At 71.7% G+C, this 18,889-nt stretch carries 18 protein-coding genes and 2 pseudogenes; 13 read left to right on the forward strand and 7 right to left on the reverse strand.

Features of this window, described 5'->3' with window-relative positions; translation table 11 throughout:
* Positions 1-7: 7 nt before the first annotated feature.
* Entirely contained in the window at positions 8-1,477 is a 1,470-nt protein-coding gene (locus B9O00_RS03860) for an ATP-binding protein (protein ID WP_159460093.1), read from the reverse strand.
* Between the two features lie 124 nt (positions 1,478-1,601).
* Here B9O00_RS03860 and B9O00_RS03865 point away from each other — a divergent pair, with 124 nt between their 5' ends.
* The 5 genes and pseudogenes from B9O00_RS03865 to B9O00_RS03885 all read left to right on the forward strand — a co-directional run bounded on the left by B9O00_RS03865 (position 1,602) and on the right by B9O00_RS03885 (position 6,627).
* Positions 1,602-2,027, forward strand: coding sequence for a very short patch repair endonuclease (locus B9O00_RS03865; RefSeq protein WP_268810742.1), 426 nt, complete (start codon positions 1,602-1,604; stop codon positions 2,025-2,027).
* Positions 2,028-2,056: 29 nt separating this feature from the next.
* On the forward strand, positions 2,057-3,034 hold the full coding sequence (locus B9O00_RS03870) for a DNA cytosine methyltransferase (RefSeq protein ID WP_200808392.1): 978 nt from the start codon (positions 2,057-2,059) through the stop codon (positions 3,032-3,034).
* A gap of 177 nt (positions 3,035-3,211) precedes the next feature.
* Positions 3,212-4,687: pseudogene (locus B9O00_RS03875) on the forward strand (FGGY family pentulose kinase); the annotation flags it as partial.
* A 143-nt stretch (positions 4,688-4,830) separates the two neighbouring features.
* Complete coding sequence (locus B9O00_RS03880) at positions 4,831-5,676, forward strand: sterol desaturase family protein (protein WP_089229669.1); 846 nt, start codon at positions 4,831-4,833, stop codon at positions 5,674-5,676.
* A 201-nt stretch (positions 5,677-5,877) separates the two neighbouring features.
* Entirely contained in the window at positions 5,878-6,627 is a 750-nt protein-coding gene (locus B9O00_RS03885; RefSeq protein ID WP_085121137.1) for a DUF1499 domain-containing protein, read from the forward strand.
* 8 nt (positions 6,628-6,635) lie between these two features.
* On the opposite strand, the gene B9O00_RS03890 is transcribed toward B9O00_RS03885, so the two are convergent.
* Positions 6,636-8,072, reverse strand: a complete 1,437-nt coding sequence (locus B9O00_RS03890; RefSeq protein ID WP_085121138.1) for an ATP-binding protein — start codon at positions 8,070-8,072, stop codon at positions 6,636-6,638.
* Complete coding sequence (locus tag B9O00_RS03895; RefSeq protein ID WP_280523326.1) at positions 8,069-8,851, reverse strand: response regulator; 783 nt, start codon at positions 8,849-8,851, stop codon at positions 8,069-8,071. Before B9O00_RS03895 ends, B9O00_RS03890 begins: the two co-directional genes overlap by 4 nt.
* A gap of 189 nt (positions 8,852-9,040) precedes the next feature.
* Between B9O00_RS03895 and B9O00_RS03900 the strand changes: the two genes are divergently transcribed.
* On the forward strand, positions 9,041-9,877 hold the full coding sequence (locus tag B9O00_RS03900) for a MipA/OmpV family protein (protein WP_089229671.1): 837 nt from the start codon (positions 9,041-9,043) through the stop codon (positions 9,875-9,877).
* An 88-nt stretch (positions 9,878-9,965) separates the two neighbouring features.
* A pseudogene (locus tag B9O00_RS33655) lies at positions 9,966-10,085 on the forward strand (IS5/IS1182 family transposase); the annotation flags it as partial.
* Positions 10,086-10,103: 18 nt separating this feature from the next.
* On the opposite strand, the gene B9O00_RS03905 reads toward B9O00_RS33655, so the two are convergent.
* Together B9O00_RS03905 and B9O00_RS03915 are read right to left on the reverse strand one after the other, a co-directional pair.
* Complete coding sequence (locus B9O00_RS03905) at positions 10,104-11,561, reverse strand: FAD-binding oxidoreductase (RefSeq protein WP_085121140.1); 1,458 nt, start codon at positions 11,559-11,561, stop codon at positions 10,104-10,106.
* Positions 11,562-11,823: 262 nt separating this feature from the next.
* On the reverse strand, positions 11,824-12,828 hold the full coding sequence (locus B9O00_RS03915) for an L-threonylcarbamoyladenylate synthase (protein ID WP_085121142.1): 1,005 nt from the start codon (positions 12,826-12,828) through the stop codon (positions 11,824-11,826).
* A 73-nt stretch (positions 12,829-12,901) separates the two neighbouring features.
* Here B9O00_RS03915 and parA point away from each other — a divergent pair, with 73 nt between their 5' ends.
* The 6 genes from parA (at position 12,902) to B9O00_RS03945 (ending at position 17,101) form a co-directional block, all read left to right on the forward strand.
* A complete protein-coding gene (parA, locus tag B9O00_RS03920) occupies positions 12,902-13,540 on the forward strand; it encodes a ParA family partition ATPase (protein WP_085121143.1) in 639 nt (212 codons plus the stop codon).
* 140 nt (positions 13,541-13,680) lie between these two features.
* A complete protein-coding gene (locus tag B9O00_RS03925) occupies positions 13,681-14,832 on the forward strand; it encodes an amine dehydrogenase large subunit (RefSeq protein WP_085121144.1) in 1,152 nt (383 codons plus the stop codon).
* A 5-nt stretch (positions 14,833-14,837) separates the two neighbouring features.
* On the forward strand, positions 14,838-15,410 hold the full coding sequence (locus tag B9O00_RS03930) for a MauE/DoxX family redox-associated membrane protein (protein WP_085121145.1): 573 nt from the start codon (positions 14,838-14,840) through the stop codon (positions 15,408-15,410).
* A 10-nt stretch (positions 15,411-15,420) separates the two neighbouring features.
* Positions 15,421-16,044, forward strand: coding sequence for a thioredoxin domain-containing protein (locus B9O00_RS03935; RefSeq protein ID WP_200808393.1), 624 nt, complete (start codon positions 15,421-15,423; stop codon positions 16,042-16,044).
* A 29-nt stretch (positions 16,045-16,073) separates the two neighbouring features.
* The gene (locus B9O00_RS03940; protein ID WP_085121146.1) at positions 16,074-16,613 is read left to right on the forward strand and encodes a methylamine dehydrogenase light chain; all 540 of its coding nucleotides are present in this window, start codon (positions 16,074-16,076) and stop codon (positions 16,611-16,613) included.
* 26 nt (positions 16,614-16,639) lie between these two features.
* Positions 16,640-17,101, forward strand: a complete 462-nt coding sequence (locus tag B9O00_RS03945; protein WP_085121147.1) for a hypothetical protein — start codon at positions 16,640-16,642, stop codon at positions 17,099-17,101.
* 38 nt (positions 17,102-17,139) lie between these two features.
* Here B9O00_RS03945 and ltnD read toward each other — a convergent pair whose 3' ends face one another.
* Together ltnD and cysQ are read right to left on the reverse strand one after the other, a co-directional pair.
* A complete protein-coding gene (gene ltnD / locus B9O00_RS03950) occupies positions 17,140-18,048 on the reverse strand; it encodes an L-threonate dehydrogenase (protein ID WP_085121148.1) in 909 nt (302 codons plus the stop codon).
* Positions 18,049-18,078: 30 nt separating this feature from the next.
* Positions 18,079-18,864 (reverse strand): 3'(2'),5'-bisphosphate nucleotidase CysQ, encoded by a 786-nt coding sequence (gene cysQ, locus B9O00_RS03955; RefSeq protein ID WP_235017039.1) that lies wholly within the window; start codon positions 18,862-18,864, stop codon positions 18,079-18,081.
* Positions 18,865-18,889: the final 25 nt, after the last annotated feature.

The raw sequence follows: 18,889 nt of genomic DNA on the forward strand, positions 1-18,889 counted from the left end.
GATCACCTCATTCGGAAAGGGAGGCCGCGATGCGAATCGTGAGATCCGGATCGCGGCTGAAGGGCTCGATAGAGCCGAGATTCTCCAGAAAGCTCCTGCGAGCGTCCGGATTGCCGTCGAAGGCTGTCACTAGGCGTCTGGCCAAGTCTTCGAGTTCCTGTGCGTGGTCTTGAGAGCTCTCTGTGGATCCGATGTCACGGTCGGCCGACATGTGGATGTGGATGTCGTGAAACGGGATCGACTCCTCAATCAACTTGAACAGCCGTTCGGTATCGTCCGGATCACCGGTCAGAAGCGCTTTTACAGCCGGATGCTGACGATCAATAATCCAGGCAACAGCTCCATCGCGAAGCGACTTCTGAAGCCAGAGGGGGCGGTGATGCGCATCGCGGCCAGCGTTTCCGCGGAATTGATACACTCTCCGGCTCCGTTGAGCGGCGTCGCCGACAACTCGTCGCAGGTTCTCCTTCAATTCGCGTGGTGGTTCGACCACGGTCTTGCGAATATCAACTTTCCATAAGTGATCAAGTTCGACCGGAACGTCGACCCTGATGCGGGCAAGCCGGACGAGCTCGTCGGCCGGCACAATCCGGAACCATCCCCCGGGCACAACTAGTCGTTTCCCGCGATAGACGTAGAAGCCGTGGCCGGTCTTTATGCGCTCATGTCCTCCAGCTCGCTCCTTTTCTGCCTGCGAGAGCTTCGAGGGGAACGGAAGCACGAAAGGGGCTACGCGAACCGTGTGCCCATCGATCTGAAAAGCCTCCTCGTGCAACATCTGACCCCGCGGGTCTCCTTCGAGGAATGGATCCAGGTGCGGAACCTCCCTGCCGTTGATCTGCAGGTGCAAGCCCTCGGACTCGCGACCATGGATGAAGCGGTGGAATGTGAATGCGAGATGCTGCTCCACGCCCGCCATGGCCGAGTCAAACACCCGCTCCGGGTCGCGGCTTGGAGGTGGAACGAGCCGATCGAGCTTGCGCCACAGGACTACGGTCCCACGCCCCTGCGCTTCCAGTTCACGCAGGAAAGGATTGAGCTCGTCAGTAAGGTGGGGGCGGCGCAACCACCATGTTCCCCTCTCCTCGCACGCGTCCAGGTCCCACTCTGCCGCAGCAACATGCCCCCCACGGAGAGAAATGACGGTCAGAGATCGGCACTGGGAAAGCGAAGCTGTCTTCAATCCGAGACCGAAGCGCCCGAGGTCCTTTCCCTTCCGAGCCTCTCGCGGATCACGGCTGCCGAATCGCATCGCCTCAATGAGAGCCTGCTCCTCCATCCCCTCACCGTTGTCGACGACAGCAACATAGGGTTCCGGGTGAGCTGCGAATTCGACAGAGACGGTGTCCGCAGAGGCTGCGATGCTGTTATCAAGCAGGTCGGCCAAGGCCGCCTCGACGCTGTAGCCGAGGGATCTGAGCGATGCCATCAGCGATGGTGCGAGGGGCGGCAGCTCAAGACCGGACGTCAATACCATACTACCTATGCCTCGAATGGGCCGGATCGCGCAGTAGGTTCGCATTCCGTCAGGCATCGGTACAAGACAGAGTGCGGACCAGCGGTTGAAAGAGACGAAGAAAAGGATGCACAGGGGCGACATTATGGCCCCGGAAACCCGCTCACGGCTCATGTCCCGCATTCGCGGGCGGGATACGTCACCGGAGCGGGCAGTCGAACGTATGCTCTTCGAACTCGGTCTGTCGTACGAGACGCATGCTCGGGACCTGCCAGGACGTCCGGATTTTGTGCTCCGGGAGGCGCGGGTCGTAGTGCTGGTCGATGGCGACTTCTGGCACGGGTGGCAGTTCGAAAGGTGGCGGCTGAAGCTGTCGGAGAAGTGGGAGGCAAAGATAGCTACGAATATCCGACGAGACAGCCGGAACAGGCGGCTGCTCAGGGAAGCTGGCTGGATCGTGCTGCGCCTGTGGGAGCACCAAGTCGAGCGTTCGCCAGCGCGATGCCGCGCGCGCATCCGGCGGGCTGTCGCACAGGCCTTGCGCGACAAGGAGGCGCCTGGCACGCTCTAGCGAGGCATAAATTCCCGAGTCGGGTTCCGATGGCCATGAGAGCGATAGACCTCTTCTGTGGTGGTGGAGGCAGCAGCTGGGGCGCGCGCGCCGCGGGTGCTGAACTGATCGGCGCAGTTGACGCATGGGAGATTGCGACCGCCACCTACCGCGACAACTTTCCCTCTGCACGGCGCAACGTGATCACCACTCGGCTCTCGGACAACGTTGGGCCCGAGGTCTTCGACGACTTGGGAGCTGTAGACCTCCTGATCGCGTCACCGGAATGCACGAACCACTCGGTCGCGCGTGGCGCTCGGGAGCGGTGCGAGGTTAGTCGGCGTTCAGGTTGGTTCATCATGCGCTTTGTCGAGGATCTAGCACCTCGCTGGCTGGTCCTTGAGAATGTGAACGGCATGCGAAGGTGGGACGGTTTCGAGGAGCTAATCACGAGGCTGGAGACGCTCGGTTACAAGCTTAGACTCCAGTCGCTTGATGCTGCCGCCTTCGGCGTTCCCCAGAACCGTCGCCGGCTCTTTGTCACAGGTGACCGCTTGCGTCGCCCCCCGGTCGTCAAACCTCCACGCATCGTACCCGTGCCAGCTGCGACCATCCTCGACCCTCTGGACTGTTGGCGGACCACGCCACTCTTTCGGCCTGGGCGCGCTACGGCAACGCTTGAAAGGGCCCGACGCGGGATCGAGGCGCTTGGTGAAGGTGTGCCGTTCCTAGTGGTCTATTACGGATCGGACAGGGCCGGAGGATGGCAGAGCCTTGATCGGCCACTGCGCACACTGACCACTTTGGACCGTTTCGGACTCGTCCAGTGGATCGAGGGCGAGCCCCGACTACGGATGTTGCAGGTACCGGAACTCAAGGCGGCGATGGGCATTGGCTCAGCGTATGTCATGAACCACGGCTCACGGCGGGATCGCATTCGGATCTTGGGGAACGGTGTCGCTGCTCCGGTCATGCGGGCGGTCGTCGAAGGACTTACAGGGAGCGTTGTTGCGGCCAAAGCTGCATGAGCTTGGCTGTCCAACCGACCGGAGCCTTATCTCGCCGCCACGCTCCTGATGCCCCACCACCTGCCTTCCTGGGCAAGACAGTCACCTTCCACATCCGCTGGCCGTCGGCGAGGCGCTGCGCGGTCGATCTGAGCGAGCCGCGCTTCGAGGTCACCCGGCGGGGATCCGGCGCCGCGGCAGGTCGAGCAGAGCTCCGAGGACATCTGGGCCGCGGTCTGCCAGGCCGTGCGCAAGGCCGTGGCGGCGGCCGGCCTCGGCCCCGAAGCGGTCGCCGCCCTGGCGTTCAGCGCGACCTGCTCCCTGGTGCTGCGCCGTGGCGACGGCAGCCCGCTCGCGCTGTCCGAGGCGACCGCCGGGCTGCCCGGCCCCTGGGACGTCGTCGTCTGGATGGACCACCGTGCCGAGGCCGAGGCGGAGGCCTGCACGGCGACCGGCTCGCGGGTGCTCGACTGCCTCGGCGGCCGGATGTCGCCGGAGATGCAGGTCCCCAAGCTGATGTGGCTGAAGCGCCACCGGCCGGATCTCTGGCGCGAGCTCGGCCTCGCCGCCGATCTCTCGGACTTCCTGGCCTGGCGCTGCAGCGGCACCGCCGGGCGCTCGGTCTGCACCCTGGTCTGCAAGTGGACCTGGCTGGCCCACGAAGCCGACGGCCGGGAGCAGGGCTGGGACCGCGGCTTCCTGGCCGCGGTCGACCTCGCGGACCTGACGGAGAAGGCGGCGCTGCCGGAGAAAGCCAGCCCGGTCGGCGCGCCGCTCGGCCGGCTGACGCCGCAGGCGGCGGAGGCGCTCGGGCTGACCACGGACTGCCTGGTCGCGGCCGGCCTGATCGACGCCCACGCCGGCGCGCTCGGCACCCTGGCGGCGCACCTGGAGGGGCCGGTCGAGAGCCGCCTCGCGCTGATCGCCGGCACCTCGAACTGCCAGATCGCGCTCCACCGCGAGCGCCACGCCGTGCCCGGCGTCTGGGGGCCCTACCTGGGCGCCGTCGCCGAGGGCCTGTGGTGCGCCGAGGGCGGGCAGAGCGCGACCGGCGCGCTGCTCGACCACCTGGTGCGCGGCAGCGCCGCGGCCGGCGAGTTCGGCGCCGACCCGCACGAGGCGCTGTCGGCCGAGATCCTGCGGCGCCTGGAGGCGGGCGGCGACCCGGCGCCGGAGCTGCACCTGCTGCCCGACTTCATCGGCAACCGCTCGCCCCATGCCGACCCCGGCCTGCGCGGCGTGGTCAGCGGCCTGACCATCGAGGAACCGGCCGAGACCCTGGTCAAGCTCTACTGGGCGGCGGCCTGCAGCATCGCCTACGGCACCCGCCTGGTGATCGAGCGGCTGAATGCCGGCGGCTACCGCATCGGGCGCATCCACCTGAGCGGCGGCCACGCGAAGTCGGCGCTGTTCCGCCGGCTCTACGCCGACGCCACCGGCTGCGCGCTGCTGGTCTCGGAGTCGGCCGAGCCGGTGCTGCTCGGTGCCGCCATCGCCGCCGCCGCGGCGCTCGATCCCGAGGCGGGCCTGAAGGCCGCCGCCGGCGCCCTGGCGCGGCCGTCGCGCAGCAGCGCGCCCGACCCGCGCTTCACGGCCCTGCACGAGCGCCGCTACGCCGCCTTCCTGGCACTCTACGAGCAGCGCAAGGCGCTGGAGGCGATCATGGGCGCCTAGAGCGCGGTCATGCCGCCGCCGCGGCGGTCGCCGCACGCCGGAGGCGACGAGCCGACAGGCGGGGCATGATCGGGCTCAATCTATGATTCGGTAAAGTGTGGGACTATGGTGGTGCCGCCGCCCCCGACGAGGACCCTTCGCCCGTGACCGAGCTGCTGCTGGCCAACGAACCCTGGATCCGCCTGGGCGCCTTCCTCGGCGTGCTGGCGGTCATGATGGCCTGGGAGCTGGCGGCGCCGCGGCGGCGGCGGGCGATCCCGCGCCTGCTGCGCTGGAGCGGCAACCTCGGCGTCGTCCTGCTCGACACCCTGCTGCTGCGCCTCGTCTTCCCCGTCGCGGCGGTCGGCCTGGCGGCGCTGGCGGGGCAGCGCGGCTGGGGCCTGCTCAACGCCGTCGAAGTGCCGGCCTGGCTCGCCTTCGGGCTGTCGCTGCTGGCGCTCGACCTGGCGATCTACCTGCAGCACGTGCTGTTCCACGCGGTGCCGGCGCTGTGGCGGCTGCACCGGATGCACCACGCCGACCTGGAGTTCGACGTCACCACCGGCCTGCGCTTCCACCCGCTGGAGATCCTGCTGTCGATGGGCATCAAGCTGGCCGTCGTCGCGGCCCTCGGCCCGCCGGCGGCGGCCGTGCTGGTCTTCGAGGTGCTGCTCAACGCGACGGCGATGTTCAACCACTCCAACGTGCGCCTGCCCCTGGCGCTCGACCGGGTCCTGCGCCTGCTCGTCGTGACGCCCGACATGCACCGGGTGCACCACTCGATCCACCCGAGCGAGACCAACAGCAACTTCGGCTTCAACCTGCCCTGGTGGGACCGGCTGCTCGGCACCTACCAGGCGCAGCCGCGCGAGGGCCACGAGGCCATGACCCTCGGCATCGAGCAGTTCCGCACGCCCGGCGACCTCCGGCTCGACCGCATGCTGGTCCAGCCCCTGCGCGGCCCGGCGAGCGGCTATCCGATCAACCGGGAAGAGGGGGAGGAGCCGTGAGGGCGGTCCCGGCTCCCGCGACGGCCCCTCGTCCGTCGGGCCCCCTCACTCCGTCATCGCCGCGGAGGCGGGGATCCGGAGCGGCCTGCGCCGAGCCCGTGGCTCGGGATTGCCGCCTCCGCGGGAATGACGAACGCGGGGGCGGGGACAGTGGCCGTGGAGGGCGGGGCTCTTGCGGCCGACGCCCGGAAGGAAGAGAGCATGACTGACAGCTCCCGCAGGCGCGCCGGCCGGCACCTGCCCCGGACGGCCCTGGCCGGTGCCGTGCTCGCCACGGCCGGCGCCGCGGGCCTGGCGCTGTCGGCCGCGGGCTATCGCCTCGGCTGGTGGCCGGTCGTCGAGGCGCTGCGGGTCGCGGAGTGGGCCGTCTACGCGGCGGCGGCGGGGCTGCTGCTGTCGCTGCTCGGCGCGCTGCTGTCCCTGCGCCGCGGCCGGCGGCGCGGGCTGCTGCCGGCCCTGCTCGGCCTCGTCCTGTCGCTGCCGGTCGTGGCGGCGGCGCTGCAGTGGGAGGATGCCACCCGGCGCTACCCGCCGATCAACGACGTCAGCACCGACACCGCCGATCCGCCGGTCTTCTGGGACATGCCGACGCCGAGCGACTACCCGGCCGGCAACGCCCCGGTCCAGCAGGCCGCCTATCCGGATCTCGCGCCGCTCGCGCTGCCGCTCCCGCCGCAACGCGCCTTCGCGCTCGCCGCGGAACTCGTCCGCGACCGGGGCTGGGAGCTCGTCGCCGAGGAGGCGGGCGAGGGCCGCATCGAGGCGGTGGCGCGCTCCTTCCTCTACGGCTTTCCGGACGAGGTCGTGATCCGGGTCGGCGCTGCCGACGGCGGCAGCCGGGTCGACCTGCGCTCGCGCTCGCGCATCGGGCGCATCGACCGCGGCGTCAATGCAGCGCGCATCCGCGCCTTCCTGGCGGCGCTGCGGGAGCGGGCGGCGAGCGAGCCGTAGAGTCAGCGTCACGCGCCCGGGGCCGCGCTCGGCTTCGGCAGGCGGACGGTCACGACCAGCCCCGAGGGCGCGCCGTTGGCCAGGGTCAGGTCGCCGCCGTGGCCGTGGACGATGTCGCGGGCGATGGTCAGGCCGAGGCCGGTGCCGCCGGTCGCGGGGTTGCGCGAGCTCTCCAGGCGCTGGAAGGGCGCGAAGGCGCGCTCGACCTCGGCCTCGGGGATGCCGGGGCCGCGGTCGCTGATCGCGACCTCGACCGCCTCCGGTGCGTCGCGCAGCTCGACGACGACGCGGTCGCCGTACTTGCAGCCGTTGTCGACCAGGTTGGCGAAGGCGCGCCGGATCGCGACCGGGCGGCAGGGCAGGGTGGCGTGGTCCGGCCCGCGGTACTCGGCCGGCTGGCCGGCGTCGCTCGTCGTGTCGCAGAGGCTGATCAGCAGGGAGGCCAGGTCGACGACGACGTGCGCCTCCTGGCCGTCGTCGCGCGCGAAGGCGAGCGAGCTGCGGATCATCAGCTTCATCTCGTCGATGTCCGCCTGGACCTGCGCGCGCTGCCGCGGGTCGTCGAGCTCCTCCGCCAGCAGGCGCAGACGCGTCAGGGGGGTGTTCAGATCGTGGGAGATCGCGGCCAGCATCTGCGTGCGCTCGTCGACGAAGCGCTTCAGCCGCCGCTGCATCTCCGCGAAGCTGTCGGCGATCGCCTTGTACTCGGGGATGGTCATCTCCGGGATCGGCACGATGCTGCGCTCGCGGCCGAGGCGCTCGGCGGCGACGGCGAGCTGCTGCAGCGGCCGCAGCAGGACGCGCGAGCCCCGGTAGGAGATCAGCAGGATGATCGCGATGCCGAAGACCGGCGGAATCAGGTTGCGCAGCAGCGGCATCAGGATCGAGCGGTCGTCGCGCGTCCCGACGGTCAGCCAGGCCCCGTCGCCCAGCCCGACGGCGATCTCGAGCCCGGTCGAGACGATCACCGTTCCCTCGTCGTCGTTCTGCAGCACGTCGACCATGCGGGCGGGAATGCCGGTGACGACCACGGCGATCGTGTGGAAGGAGCGGCCGACGTCGCCGTGCAGGCCCCGGGCGGCGACGCGGATCGGCGTCCCGGGCGGCAAGGCGGCCGCGAGCGTGCGCTTGAAGCCCGCGATCTTCGCCGGTTCGTGCTCCGGCTCGGCCGGCGGCCGATCGGTCAGGCCATAGGTCAGCAGGTCCGAAGCCGGCAGATCGCCGACCTCGGCGGCGTGCGCGACCGGCAGGGCGTCGACGAGCCGGCTCCTGGCGTCGGCGACGGTCGAGGCCAGCCACTCCCGGTCCATGAAGATGACGTCGGGGATGGGCACCAGCATGCGCGAGGCCCGCTCGACGGCGACGATGGTCAGCACCACCAGCAGGATCTGCAGCGCGAGGCGTGGCGCCAGGCCGATCCTCGGGCCTCCGGAGAAGAGCCTCATGCCGGCGCCCCGCCGTCGGCTTCGACCCGCGGCGAGAAGAAGTAGCCCTCGTTGCGGATCGTCTTGATCAGCTCCGGGCGCTGCGGATCGGCCTCGATCTTGCGGCGCAGCCGGCTGACGTGCACGTCGATGCTGCGGTCGAACTGGCTGGCGTCGCGGCCGTGCAGGAAGGCCAGCAGCTGCTCGCGACCGAGCGCGCGCTGCGGGTTCTCGGCGAAGACCGCCAGCAGGTCGAACTCGCTGCTGGTCAGGACGACCAGGATGCCGTCGGGCGAGACGAGGGTGCGACGGGCGAGGTCGAGCGACCAGCCGGCGAAGCGGAAGATCGAGGGTGCGGCGGGGCTTCCGCCGGCTGTCGAGGGCATCGCCGCGCGGCGCAGCTGGGCCCGCACGCGCGCCAGCAGCTCACGCGGGCTGAAGGGCTTGGTGACGTAGTCGTCGGCGCCGAGCTCCAGGCCGACGATGCGGTCGCTCTCGCCCTCGAGGGCGGTCAGCAGGATGATCGGCACGCTGCTCTGCGCCCGGAGCTGGCGGCAGAGCGTCAGGCCGTCGCTGCCCGGCAGCATGACGTCGAGGACGACCAGGTCGACCGCCTCGCGCTGCAGCTGGGCCGCCATCTCCCGCCCGTCGGCGGCCTCGCTGACGACGAGGCCGTGGGCGGAGAGGAAGCGGGACAGGCGCTCGCGGATCTCCCGGTCGTCGTCGACGACCAGGACGCGCGGCACCGGCTCCTCTGGGCTCATGATCGCCGTGACCTCCCGGACTCCCGCGGCCGGCATCCGCCCCCTCCTGGTGCCCGGGGGCGCGGCCCGGCGCTCGCGGAGCCTATAGCAGAGCCGGCCGGGCGGTCGGCAGAAGCTTGATGTCGAAATGTTTCGTAACGGAGCGACACGCCGCCGACATCGCCCGCGCCGGCCGCTCCGCTAGGGTCCGCCTCGTCCTGTCCACCGGTGCAACGAGGAAGCCCCGTGCCGATCCTGAACGACCTGCCCCTGCCCTTGCGCCTGTCGGCCCGGGCCCTCCTGCTCTCGGCCGCCCTCGTCTGCACCCTGCCCGCCGGGGCCGCGGCGCAGCAGGAAGACCGGCCGGCGGGCTTCGGCGGCTTCCTGACGCTCGGCGTGGCGGCCGCGCCGGACTACGAGGGCTCCAAGGACTACAAGCCGGCCCCGCTGCTCGGCGCCAGGTTCAGCTATGACGGCTACTATCTCGAGTTCCGGGGCACGAAGCTGCGCGCCAACGTCTCGCCGGTCGAGGGCCTCGAGTTCGGCCCGGTGCTGCGCTACCACGCGGGCCGCAGCGACGTGGAGAACGATCGGGTCGACGCCCTGCGCGACATCGACGACGCGGTCGAGGCCGGCGCCTTCGCCAGGCTGAGCACCCGCCAGGTCCTGCTGCAGGGCGACACGCTGGCCTTCGAGGTTCAGGCCCTGACCGACGTCAGCGGCACCTCGGACGGCACAACCCTGTCCTTCGGCCCCGCCTACAGCTTCCCGGTGACCCGACGGCTGCGGCTCGGCGCCGCGCTGTCGGCGACCTACGCAGACCGGGATTACACCCGGACCTACTTCGGCATCGACGCCGACAATGCGGCCCGCAGCCGCCTCTCCCGCTACGATCCCGGTGGCGGCCTCAAGGACGTCGGCCTGACCCTGCGCGCCACCTACCGGATTACCGACCACTGGGGCGTCACCGGCATCGCCGGCTACACCCGGCTGCTCGGCGACGCCGCCGACAGCCCGATCGTCGAGCAGCAAGGAAGCGCCGACCAGGGCCTGCTCGCGGCGGGCCTGCTCTACCACTTCTAGCCGGCGAGAGCCTGGGCTCAGGGCGGATCAAGGCGAGCGGGATCGTCTTCGTGATCCGCAATGGCCTGCGCAGCCGCATCGAGGCAGCCGCATCGGGATCCTGTTCGGCCGCCTCGGGGACCGGCGCCGCATCCACGCCCGCGACGACCGATGCGCCGACGGCTGCCTTTCGGCCATCTGCATCGCCGCGACCGTCATCTTCTGGCTCGGTCAATCAGTGCCGAGCCTAGACGACCTTGCCGCGGTTCATGATGCCGTGGGGGTCGAGCGCCTTCTTGACCGTGCGCAGCAGGTCGAGCTCGACCGCGCTCTTGAAGCGCTCGTTCTCGGCCAGCTTCATGCGGCCGATGCCGTGTTCGGCGGAGATCGAGCCGTGGAAGCGGCGCACGACCAGGTCGTGGACGGCGCGGTTCATCTCGTCCCAGCGGGCCAGGTAGGCGGCCTTGCCGGGCGCGAAGTCGCCGCCCGCTTCCGGCAGCGGCTGGCTGACGTTGAAGTGGATGTTGCCGTCGCCGAGGTGGCCGAAGGGCACCGGGCGGCAGCCCGGGATCAGCTCGGTCACCAGCGCGCCCGCCTCGGCGATGAAGGCCGGCACGGAGGAGACCGGCACCGAGACGTCGTGCTTGATCGAGCCGCCCTCGAACTTCTGCGCCTCGCTCATCGCCTCGCGCAGGCGCCAGAGCTCCCGGCGTTTCGCCTCCGTCTCGGCCAGGGTCGCGTCGAGCACCAGGCTGCCCTCCAGGGCCTCGGCCAGCGCCTCCTCCAGGAGCTCGCGCAGGCCGCCGTCCTCGCGGCCGCCGAACAGCTCGACCAGCACGTACCAGGGATGCGCGGCCTCGAGCGGGTCCCGGCAGCCCTCGATGTGGCGCAGGGTGAACTCCAGGCCGAGGCGCGGCAGGATCTCGAAGGAGGTGACGCTCTCGCCCGAGGCGCCGCGCAGGCGGCTCAGCAGGGCGAGGGCCGCCGCCGGGTCGGGCACCGCGACGAAGGCCGTGACGATCTCGCGCGGTCGCGCGTAGAGCTTCAGCACCGCCGCCGTGACGATGCCGAGCGAGCCCTCCGCCCCGATGAAGAGCTGCTTCAGGTCGTAGCCGGTGTTGTCCTTGCGGAGCGCCCTCAGGCCGTCCCAGATCCGGCCGTCGGGCAGCACGACCTCCAGGCCCAGGACCAGCTCGCGGGTGTTGCCGTAGCGCAGCACCTGCACGCCGCCGGCGTTGGTCGAGATGTTGCCGCCGATCCGGCAGGAGCCTTCGGCGCCCAGGCTCAAGGGGAACAGGCGGTCGGCTGCGGCGGCGGCCTGCTGGACCTCCTGCAGGATCACGCCGGCCTCGACGGTCATGGTGAAGTTGTCGGCGTCGAGGGCGCGGATGCGGTTCAGGCGCTCCAGCGACAGCACGATCTCGTCGCCCTCCTCGAAGGGGATCGAGCCGCCGACCATCGAGGTGTTACCGCCCTGGGGCACGATGCCGATGCCGGCCTCGGCGCAGAGCTTGACGACCTCGGCGACCTCCCGGGTGTTCGCCGGGCGCACGACGAAGGCCGCCTTGCCGACGAAGCGGCCGCGCTCCTCGGCCAGATAGCGGGCCATCTCGCCCGCTTCGGCGACCACGCCCTCCTCGCCGACGACGTCGAGGATCCGGTCGTGCAGGTTCTCGAAGGGTTCGGGAATCGGCCTGGCGGTCATGGCGGCGATGGTAAGGGGCGGCGGCCAGCCCTGTCGACGGCCGCCCCGGCATGGCAGCGATCCCCGGGACGCGCTTGCGGGTGGCGAAGGTGTACTCCCTCCCTGCCCCTCCGGGGCGGGGAGGGCCGGGGAGAGGTGGGGTGCGAACTCGCCGTTGGCCGGGTCGGGGTCGGAGGGGCCTGAATCCCCCACCTCACCCTGCCCTCTCCGCCCCCCGGGGGCGGAGAGGGGAATCTTCTGTGAAGGGGGCGGCGCTCGTCCGCTATCCCCGCGGCGCGGCGGCGCGGGCCAGGCGGTCGCGGATCGCGAGGCCCAGGCCCTCGGCGGGCACGGCCATGGCGGCGATGGCGCGGCCGGGGCCGGCGTCGAGGGCGCGCAGCGCCTCGAACAGGCCGGCGGCGGCCTCGCGGGTGTCGCCGGCGGGCGAGAGGTTGATGGTCTGGGCGGCGCCCTCGGGCACCTCGGGACCGAAGGCGAGCAGGGCCTCGTCGGGCGCGACCGCGGTCGCCTCCAGGCGCAGCGGCTTGGTCGGCGCATAGTGGCTGGTCAGCAGGCCGGGCGAGAGGCGCGCGGCCCCGCCCTCCTCGGCCGCGACCCGACCGAGCGGGCCGAGTTCGGCCTCCAGCTCCTCGAGCGGCAGTCCGCCCGGGCGCAGCAGCAGCGGCTCGGGGCCGAGCAGCGAAACGACGGTCGATTCCAGGCCGACCGCGGTCGGCCCGTCGTCGAGGTAGAGCGCGACCCGGTCGCCCAGCTCGGCGGCGGCGTGCTCGGCGCGGGTCGGGCTGATCCGGCCGGAGCGGTTGGCGCTGGGCGCCGCGACCGGCCGGCCGACCGCCCGGAGCAGCGCGCGCGCCACCGGCTGGGCCGGGACCCGGAGGGCGACGCTGTCGAGCCCGGCCGAGCAGAGCAGGGCGATGCGGCTGTCCGGCCGGCGCGGCAGCACCAGGGTGAGCGGGCCCGGCCAGAAGCGTTCGGCGAGGCGGCGGGCGCGGGCGTCGAAGACCGCCTCGCGCTCGGCGCTCTCCAGGTCGGGCAGGTGGCTGATCAGCGGATTGAAGCGCGGCCGGCCCTTGGCCGCGAAGATCGCCGCCACGGCCTCGGCGTCGGTCGCGTCGCCGCCCAGGCCGTAGACCGTCTCGGTCGGGAAGACCACCAGCCGGCCGGCGCGCAGCAGCGCCGCGGCTTCGGCGATCGCGGCCGGGCTCGCCGGCAGGATCCTCGGCACCGTACCGCCGTCGCGCGCGTTAGGGCTTTCAGACTCGCTCATTCGCTCGTTATTGTGCAGGTGCGAAATGATTCGGGCTCACGGCGCCCGCGGGGCGTCATAGAAGGAACCGGCCATGGCAGCAACGGTCATCACCGTGGCCCAGCAGAAGGGCGGCGCCGGCAAGACGACCCTGGCGGCGCATCTGGCGGTCGCCTTCACGGCGATGAAGAAGTCGGTCGCCGTCGTCGACATCGACCCGCAGCAGTCGCTGACCGCCTGGTACCGCCTGCGCGAGGAGCGCCTGGGCGACGCCGGCGCCGGCGTGCTGGCCAGCCAGATCAAGGGCTGGCGCACCAAGAACGAGGTCGACCGCCTGGCCCGGGACCACGACATCGTGCTGATCGACTCGCCGCCGCACATGGAGACCGAGGCGAAGATCGCGGTGCGTGCCGCCGGCCTGGTCGTGGTGCCGGTGCAGCCCTCGCCGATGGACGTCTGGGCGACACGGCCGACCCTCGAGCTGGCGGCCGCCGAGAAGGTGCCGGCGCTGATCGTGCTCAACCGCGTGCCGCCGCGCGGCAACCTGGCCGAGACGATGATCGCGGAGGTCGGCAGGCTCGGCGCCCAGGTCGCCAGGAGCCGGATCGGCAACCGCGTGGTCTTCGCCGCCGCCCTCTCCGAGGGCCGCGCCGTCGGCGAGGTCCAGCCGCGCAGCAAGGCGGCGAAGGAGATCGCGGCCCTGGCCAGGGAGATCCTGAAGGCCGCGGGGTAGGTCGCCGGCGCGCGTCTCCCGGCGTGCTTCTCGGAGAGAGGCTGACTACCCCGGTACCGGCAACGCAAAGTGGATGGACATTTCGTCGCACTGCGACTGTAATTGAGCCCGCATCCCGAGGTCGGCCGGGGAGGGGCGCCATGGGTCGCGTTGCCACCTTGTTGCTGGTCGCTGCGGTCGCGGCGGTGGGGGGCGCCCAGGCGGCGGCGCAGGAGCTGAAGCCCGAGGAGGTGACGGTCGCGCGCATTCCGGCCGACACCCCGAAGGTCTATCTGGCCGACATCGCCATCAACCACATCGTCGACGGCCGGCTCTACATTCTCGACGCCGGGACCCTGCGCTTCCTCGGGCTGGTCGGCACCGGCTTCGCGGGCACGATGTACCTGCCGCACCACGGCGGCGAGATCTACACCGCCACGACCTACTACGCGAAGCTGACGCGCGGCGAGCGCCTGGACCTGCTCGAGGTGCGCGACGCCTCGACGCTCGAGCTCAAGGCCGAGATCCCGCTGCCCAACACCCGGGCCCAGGCGCTGAACTACCGGCCCCTGATGCAGGGCTCGGCCGACGACCGCTTCGTGTTCATCCAGAACGCGACGCCGGGGACCTCGATCACCGTGGTCGACATGAAGGCCGGCAAGGTCAGCGCCGAGATCTCCAACGACGGCTGCTACGGCACCTATCCGGCCGCCGGCAACCCGCTGCGCTACGTGACGATCTGCGGCGACGGCAGCTTCGGCACCTACACCCTGGCCGCCGACGGCACGAGCGCCGAGCGCAGGGCCAGCACGCCGCTGTTCGACCCGGACGAGGACCCGCTGTTCATCCATGCCGAGCGCGCCGGCGACGACTGGCTGTTCGTCTCCTTCGCCGGCACGGTCTACCGCATCAACCTGGAGGGCGAGACGGCCAGGCTGGTCGGGACCTTCCCGCTGGCCGGGGGCGTCGAGGGCAGCTGGCGGCCCGGCGGCTACCAGCCGATCGCCTACCTGCCGACGCCCGGCGTGCTGTTCGTGCTGATGCACTCCGGCGGCGCCGAGGGCAGCCACAAGAATCCCGCCGAGGAGATCTGGGCGGTCGACGCCAAGACCGGCAAGCTGCTGTCCCGCTCGCCCTGCGCGCCGCTGACCTCGCTGACCGTCGGCTCGGCCGGGACCCCGACGCTGTTCGGCATCAACCCGATCGACGCGACGGTGGTCCGCTACCAGGCCGATCCTGCTGCCGGCTTCGCGGTCGGCGAGCGGGAGGTCGAGCAGGTCGGTGAGGCGGTGGTCCAGGTCGAGGCCGACTGAGCGCGATGACCGCCGTCCTGCCGCCCCTCGGCCCGCCCCTCGATCCGCTCTGCGTCGGCGCCGCCGTCGGCCTGCTGGCCCTGGTGCTGGCGCGCGCCGTGCTGCACAAGCTCAGCGGATTTGCCGAGTTCCGGCAGGCCCTGGCCGACTACCGCCTGCTGCCGGAGCCTGTCGCCGGCGCGGCGGCGGCCGGCTTGGCGGCAGCCGAGGCCGCGGCGGCCGCCCTGCTGCTGGTGCCCGGCCTGACCCGCGTCGGTGCGCTGCTCGCGGCCGGCTTGATGCTGCTCTACGGCGGCGCCATGGCAGTCAACCTGCTGCGCGGCCGCAGCTCGATCGACTGCGGCTGCGGCGGGCCGGGCCAGGCGATCTCCTGGCTGCTGGTCGCGCGCAACCTGGCGCTGGCGGCGCTGGCCGTGGTCGCCCTGGCGCCGGTCGCGGCGCGGCCGCTCGGCCCGTTCGACGCCGTGCTGCTGCCGAGCCTGGCGCTCGGGGGCTGGCTGCTGCTGCTGATCGGCGAGCGGCTGGTCCAGACCCGCTCGCACATCCGCGCGGTCGCCGCGGACCGCGGCGGATTCTGAGGGAGGGGAGATGACGGTGGAACTGCTGTCGATTGCCGTCGCGCTGCTTGCGGTGGTCGTCGTCGGCCTGCTGATCGTGGTGCTGGCCCTGGCCCGGCAGGTCGGCGTGCTGTTCGAGCGGGTCGCGCCGATGGGCGCCCTGATCACCGATTCCGGCCCGGCGATCGGCGAAAGCGTGCCGCGCTTCGAGCTGACCGCGCTCGACGGCCGGCCGGTGACGATTGGTTCCCATGGCGGCCTCCATGGCGGCGCCGGGGACGGCCGCAGCCAGCTGCTCTTCTTCCTGTCGCCCGACTGCCCGGTCTGCAAGAAGCTGCTGCCCGTGCTCAAGGCGACGCGCGCCGCCGAGGCCGCCTGGCTCGACGTCATCCTGGCGAGCGACGGCGAGCGGAGCGCGCACGAGCGCTTCGTCGCCGAGCGCGGCCTCTCGGCCCTGCCCTACCTGCTGTCGCACGAGCTCGGCGTGGCCTTCCGCGTCGGCCGTCTGCCGTTCGCGCTGCTGCTCGACGGCGCCGGCGTCGTGCGCGCCAAGGGCCTGGTCAACAACCGCGAGCAGCTCGACAGCCTGTTCACCGCGAGCGAGCTGGGCACGCCCTCGATCCAGCACTATCTCGACCGCGCCGCGGCCGGCTGACCGTGGCGCAGCTTCGTCCGGAGGCGATCATGCTGACACTCCTCTCCAGACTCTCGAGCGCCTTCGACGGCGTCGCCGAGGCCGGGCTGCGCCGCTCGGCCCAGCGCTTCGGGCGGCGCAGCCTGATCGCCGCGCTCGGCGGCGCCCTGGTCGGCGGCGCGGTGCTGCCGATGCTGCCCTTCGACCGCAGCGGCGGCCGCGCCCGGGCCGCGACCGGCGAGGACGACGATGACCAGAGCTGCGAGTACTGGCGCTACTGCGCGCTCGACGGCTTCCTCTGCACCTGCTGCGGCGGCAGCGTCTCCTCCTGTCCGCCGGGCGCCGAGCCTTCGGTCGTCACCTGGGTCGGCACCTGCATGAGCGCCAAGGACGGCAAGGCCTACCTGATCAGCTACAACGACTGCTGCGGCAAGACCTCCTGCGGCCGTTGCCTGTGCAACTACAACATGAACGAGCGGCCGGGCTACCGCATGGGCGTGCACAACGACATCAACTGGTGCATGGCCAACAACCGCGGCATGTACCACTGCACGGTCGCCGCGGTGATCGGCGTCAGCGGGGCCGGCTGAGCCGGCCGCGCCGGGGGCCGCCCGCGATGCGCAGCGCCGCCGCCGCCTTCGCCCTGGGCCTCACCCTGGGCCTCGCCCTCGGCGCCGCCGTGCCGGCCGGCGCCGCCGAGGAGGCGCCGCGCACGCTCTACCTGCTGCGCTGTTCCGGCTGCCACGGCCTGGACGGCAGCGGCTCGAAGGCCGGGCGGGTGCCCGGCCTGTCCGCCATCGGCCGCATCCTGGCCCACCGCGACGGGGCGCTCTATCTCGCGAACGTGCCGGGCGTCGAGAACGCGGGCCTCAGTCCCGCGGCGACGGCGCGCCTGCTCAACTGGGCCGTCGGCGTCTGGGGCGGGCTGCCGGCCGACCAGCCGGCGCCGACGCTGACCGGCGAGCAGATCGGCCGCCTGCGCAAGGTGCCGGTCGACGACCTGGTCGCCCTGCGCGCCCGTATCGCCGCCGACCTCGCCGCCCGTGGCATCGACATCGGCAGCTATTCGGGGAACTAGCCTGCCTTTCTCATGCCGGCCGCCACGAGAAAGGCAGGCTACGCCTCTTCCCCCGGCAGCTTCAGCCGCGCGTTGCGGGCGTAGACCTTGGCGACGGCGGCGTCGTCCTCGCGGCCCAGGCCCATGCCGGCGGCGGCCAGGAACTGCTGCAGGGCGGCGGCGGTCAGCGGCGCCGAGAAGCGGGCGGCGCGGGCGACGTCGGAGACGATGCCCAGGTCCTTGACGAAGATCTCGACGGCCGAGCGCGGCGCATAGTCGCCCTCGACGATGTGCGGCCCCCGGTTCTCGAACATCCAGGAGCTGCCGGCGCACTTCGAGATGACCTCGAGGCAGGTCTTGGGATCGACCCCCTGGGTCATGCCGAAGGTCATGGCCTCGGCGGCGGCGGCGATGTGCACGCCGGCCAGCAGCTGGTTGACGATCTTCATGGCTGAGGCCGGCCCGGCCGCGTCGCCCAGGCGGAAGACCGTCGCGGCCAGGGCGTCGAGCAGCGGATCGGCGGCCGCGAAGGCGGCGGCGCTGCCCGAGGCCATCACGGTCAGCTCGCCGGCCGCCGCCTTGGCGGCGCCACCGGAGATCGGGGCGTCGAGGTAGGCGAGGCCGTGCTCGGCGAGCCGCGCCTCGAAGCGCCGCGCCGCTTCCGGCGGCACGGTCGCGCAGCCGATCACCAGGGCGCCGCGGCGCAGCCTGCCGGCCGCGCCGGGCGCGTCGTCGCCGGCGCCGAACAGCACCGCCTCCATCTGCGGGGCGTTGACCACGACCAGCACCAGGGCGTCGAGGGACGGCGCGACCTCGGCGAGGCTGCCGCCCCTGCCGCCTTCGGCCTCGAAGCGCGCGACCGCCTCGGCATCGACGTCGAAGCCGTGCACCGGAAAGCCGGCCCTCAGCAGGCTGGTCGCCATGCCGAAGCCCATGGAGCCGAGGCCGACGAGGCCGACGCTGGTCATCGCGCTGTCCTTTCGCTCGCGCCCCGCTGCCTACTTGCTGCCGAAGGCGACGAACTCGGGGTTGCGCCAGCCGGGCTTGCCGTAGCGCAGCGGCTGGCCGTCGAGCGTCTCGACGCGGCCGCCGGCGGCCTCCAGCACGGCCTGGCCGGCCGCCGTGTCCCACTCCATGGTCGGGCCGAAGCGCGGATAGAGGTCGGCGCGGCCGCTGGCGATCAGGCAGAACTTGACCGAGGAGCCGGCGGCCAGGGTCTGGTGCACCTGGAAGCCGGCCAGGTAGTCCTCGATGCGGTCGTCGCCGTGGCGCCGGCTGGCGACCACCGTCAGGCCCTCCTCGGGGACCTGCCGGATCTCGATCGGCATCGGCGGCTGGTCGGTCTGCGAGAAGGTCGCCTTGGCCTCGCTGCCGGCCCAGGTCATGGCCAGGGCCGGGGCGTGGACGACGCCGGCGATCGGCTTGCCGTCCTGGACCAGGGCGATGTTGACGGTGAACTCGCCGTTGCGCGACAGGAACTCCTTGGTGCCGTCCAGCGGGTCGACCAGCCAGAACAGGTCGTGCGGCCCGATCTTCGGGTGCACGCCGTTGCTGAAGGACTCCTCCGAGACGACCGGCACGTCGGGGGTCAGCTTGGCGAGCGCGTCGAGGATGAACTCCTCGCAGGCGACGTCGGCCGCGGTGACCGGCGAGTCGTCCGCCTTGGTCGTGACCTCGATGTCCTCGCCCTCGGCGTAGTAGCCGAGCACGATCTTGCCGGCCCGCTCGGCGATCAGCCGCAGGACCGACAGCAGATCCTCGTCGCTGGCGTAGTCATCGTTCACCGGCCGTTTCGTCTCAAAGCGCTTC

The sequence above is a fragment of the Tistlia consotensis USBA 355 genome (assembly GCF_900177295.1).
GTDB classification, from domain to species: Bacteria; Pseudomonadota; Alphaproteobacteria; order Kiloniellales; family DSM-21159; genus Tistlia; species Tistlia consotensis.

Coding starts and splice junctions, on each gene's coding strand:
- B9O00_RS03860 (WP_159460093.1), bottom strand. CDS start 1,477: ATGGTATTGACGTCCGGTCTTGAGCTGCCGCCCCTCGCACCATCGCTG.
- B9O00_RS03865 (WP_268810742.1), top strand. CDS start 1,602: ATGGCCCCGGAAACCCGCTCACGGCTCATGTCCCGCATTCGCGGGCGG.
- B9O00_RS03870 (WP_200808392.1), top strand. CDS start 2,057: ATGGCCATGAGAGCGATAGACCTCTTCTGTGGTGGTGGAGGCAGCAGC.
- B9O00_RS03885 (WP_085121137.1), top strand. CDS start 5,878: ATGACTGACAGCTCCCGCAGGCGCGCCGGCCGGCACCTGCCCCGGACG.
- B9O00_RS03890 (WP_085121138.1), bottom strand. CDS start 8,072: ATGAGGCTCTTCTCCGGAGGCCCGAGGATCGGCCTGGCGCCACGCCTC.
- B9O00_RS03895 (WP_280523326.1), bottom strand. CDS start 8,851: ATGCCGGCCGCGGGAGTCCGGGAGGTCACGGCGATCATGAGCCCAGAG.
- B9O00_RS03905 (WP_085121140.1), bottom strand. CDS start 11,561: ATGACCGCCAGGCCGATTCCCGAACCCTTCGAGAACCTGCACGACCGG.
- B9O00_RS03915 (WP_085121142.1), bottom strand. CDS start 12,828: ATGAGCGAGTCTGAAAGCCCTAACGCGCGCGACGGCGGTACGGTGCCG.
- parA (WP_085121143.1), top strand. CDS start 12,902: ATGGCAGCAACGGTCATCACCGTGGCCCAGCAGAAGGGCGGCGCCGGC.
- B9O00_RS03925 (WP_085121144.1), top strand. CDS start 13,681: ATGGGTCGCGTTGCCACCTTGTTGCTGGTCGCTGCGGTCGCGGCGGTG.
- B9O00_RS03930 (WP_085121145.1), top strand. CDS start 14,838: ATGACCGCCGTCCTGCCGCCCCTCGGCCCGCCCCTCGATCCGCTCTGC.
- B9O00_RS03935 (WP_200808393.1), top strand. CDS start 15,421: ATGACGGTGGAACTGCTGTCGATTGCCGTCGCGCTGCTTGCGGTGGTC.
- B9O00_RS03940 (WP_085121146.1), top strand. CDS start 16,074: ATGCTGACACTCCTCTCCAGACTCTCGAGCGCCTTCGACGGCGTCGCC.
- B9O00_RS03945 (WP_085121147.1), top strand. CDS start 16,640: ATGCGCAGCGCCGCCGCCGCCTTCGCCCTGGGCCTCACCCTGGGCCTC.
- ltnD (WP_085121148.1), bottom strand. CDS start 18,048: ATGACCAGCGTCGGCCTCGTCGGCCTCGGCTCCATGGGCTTCGGCATG.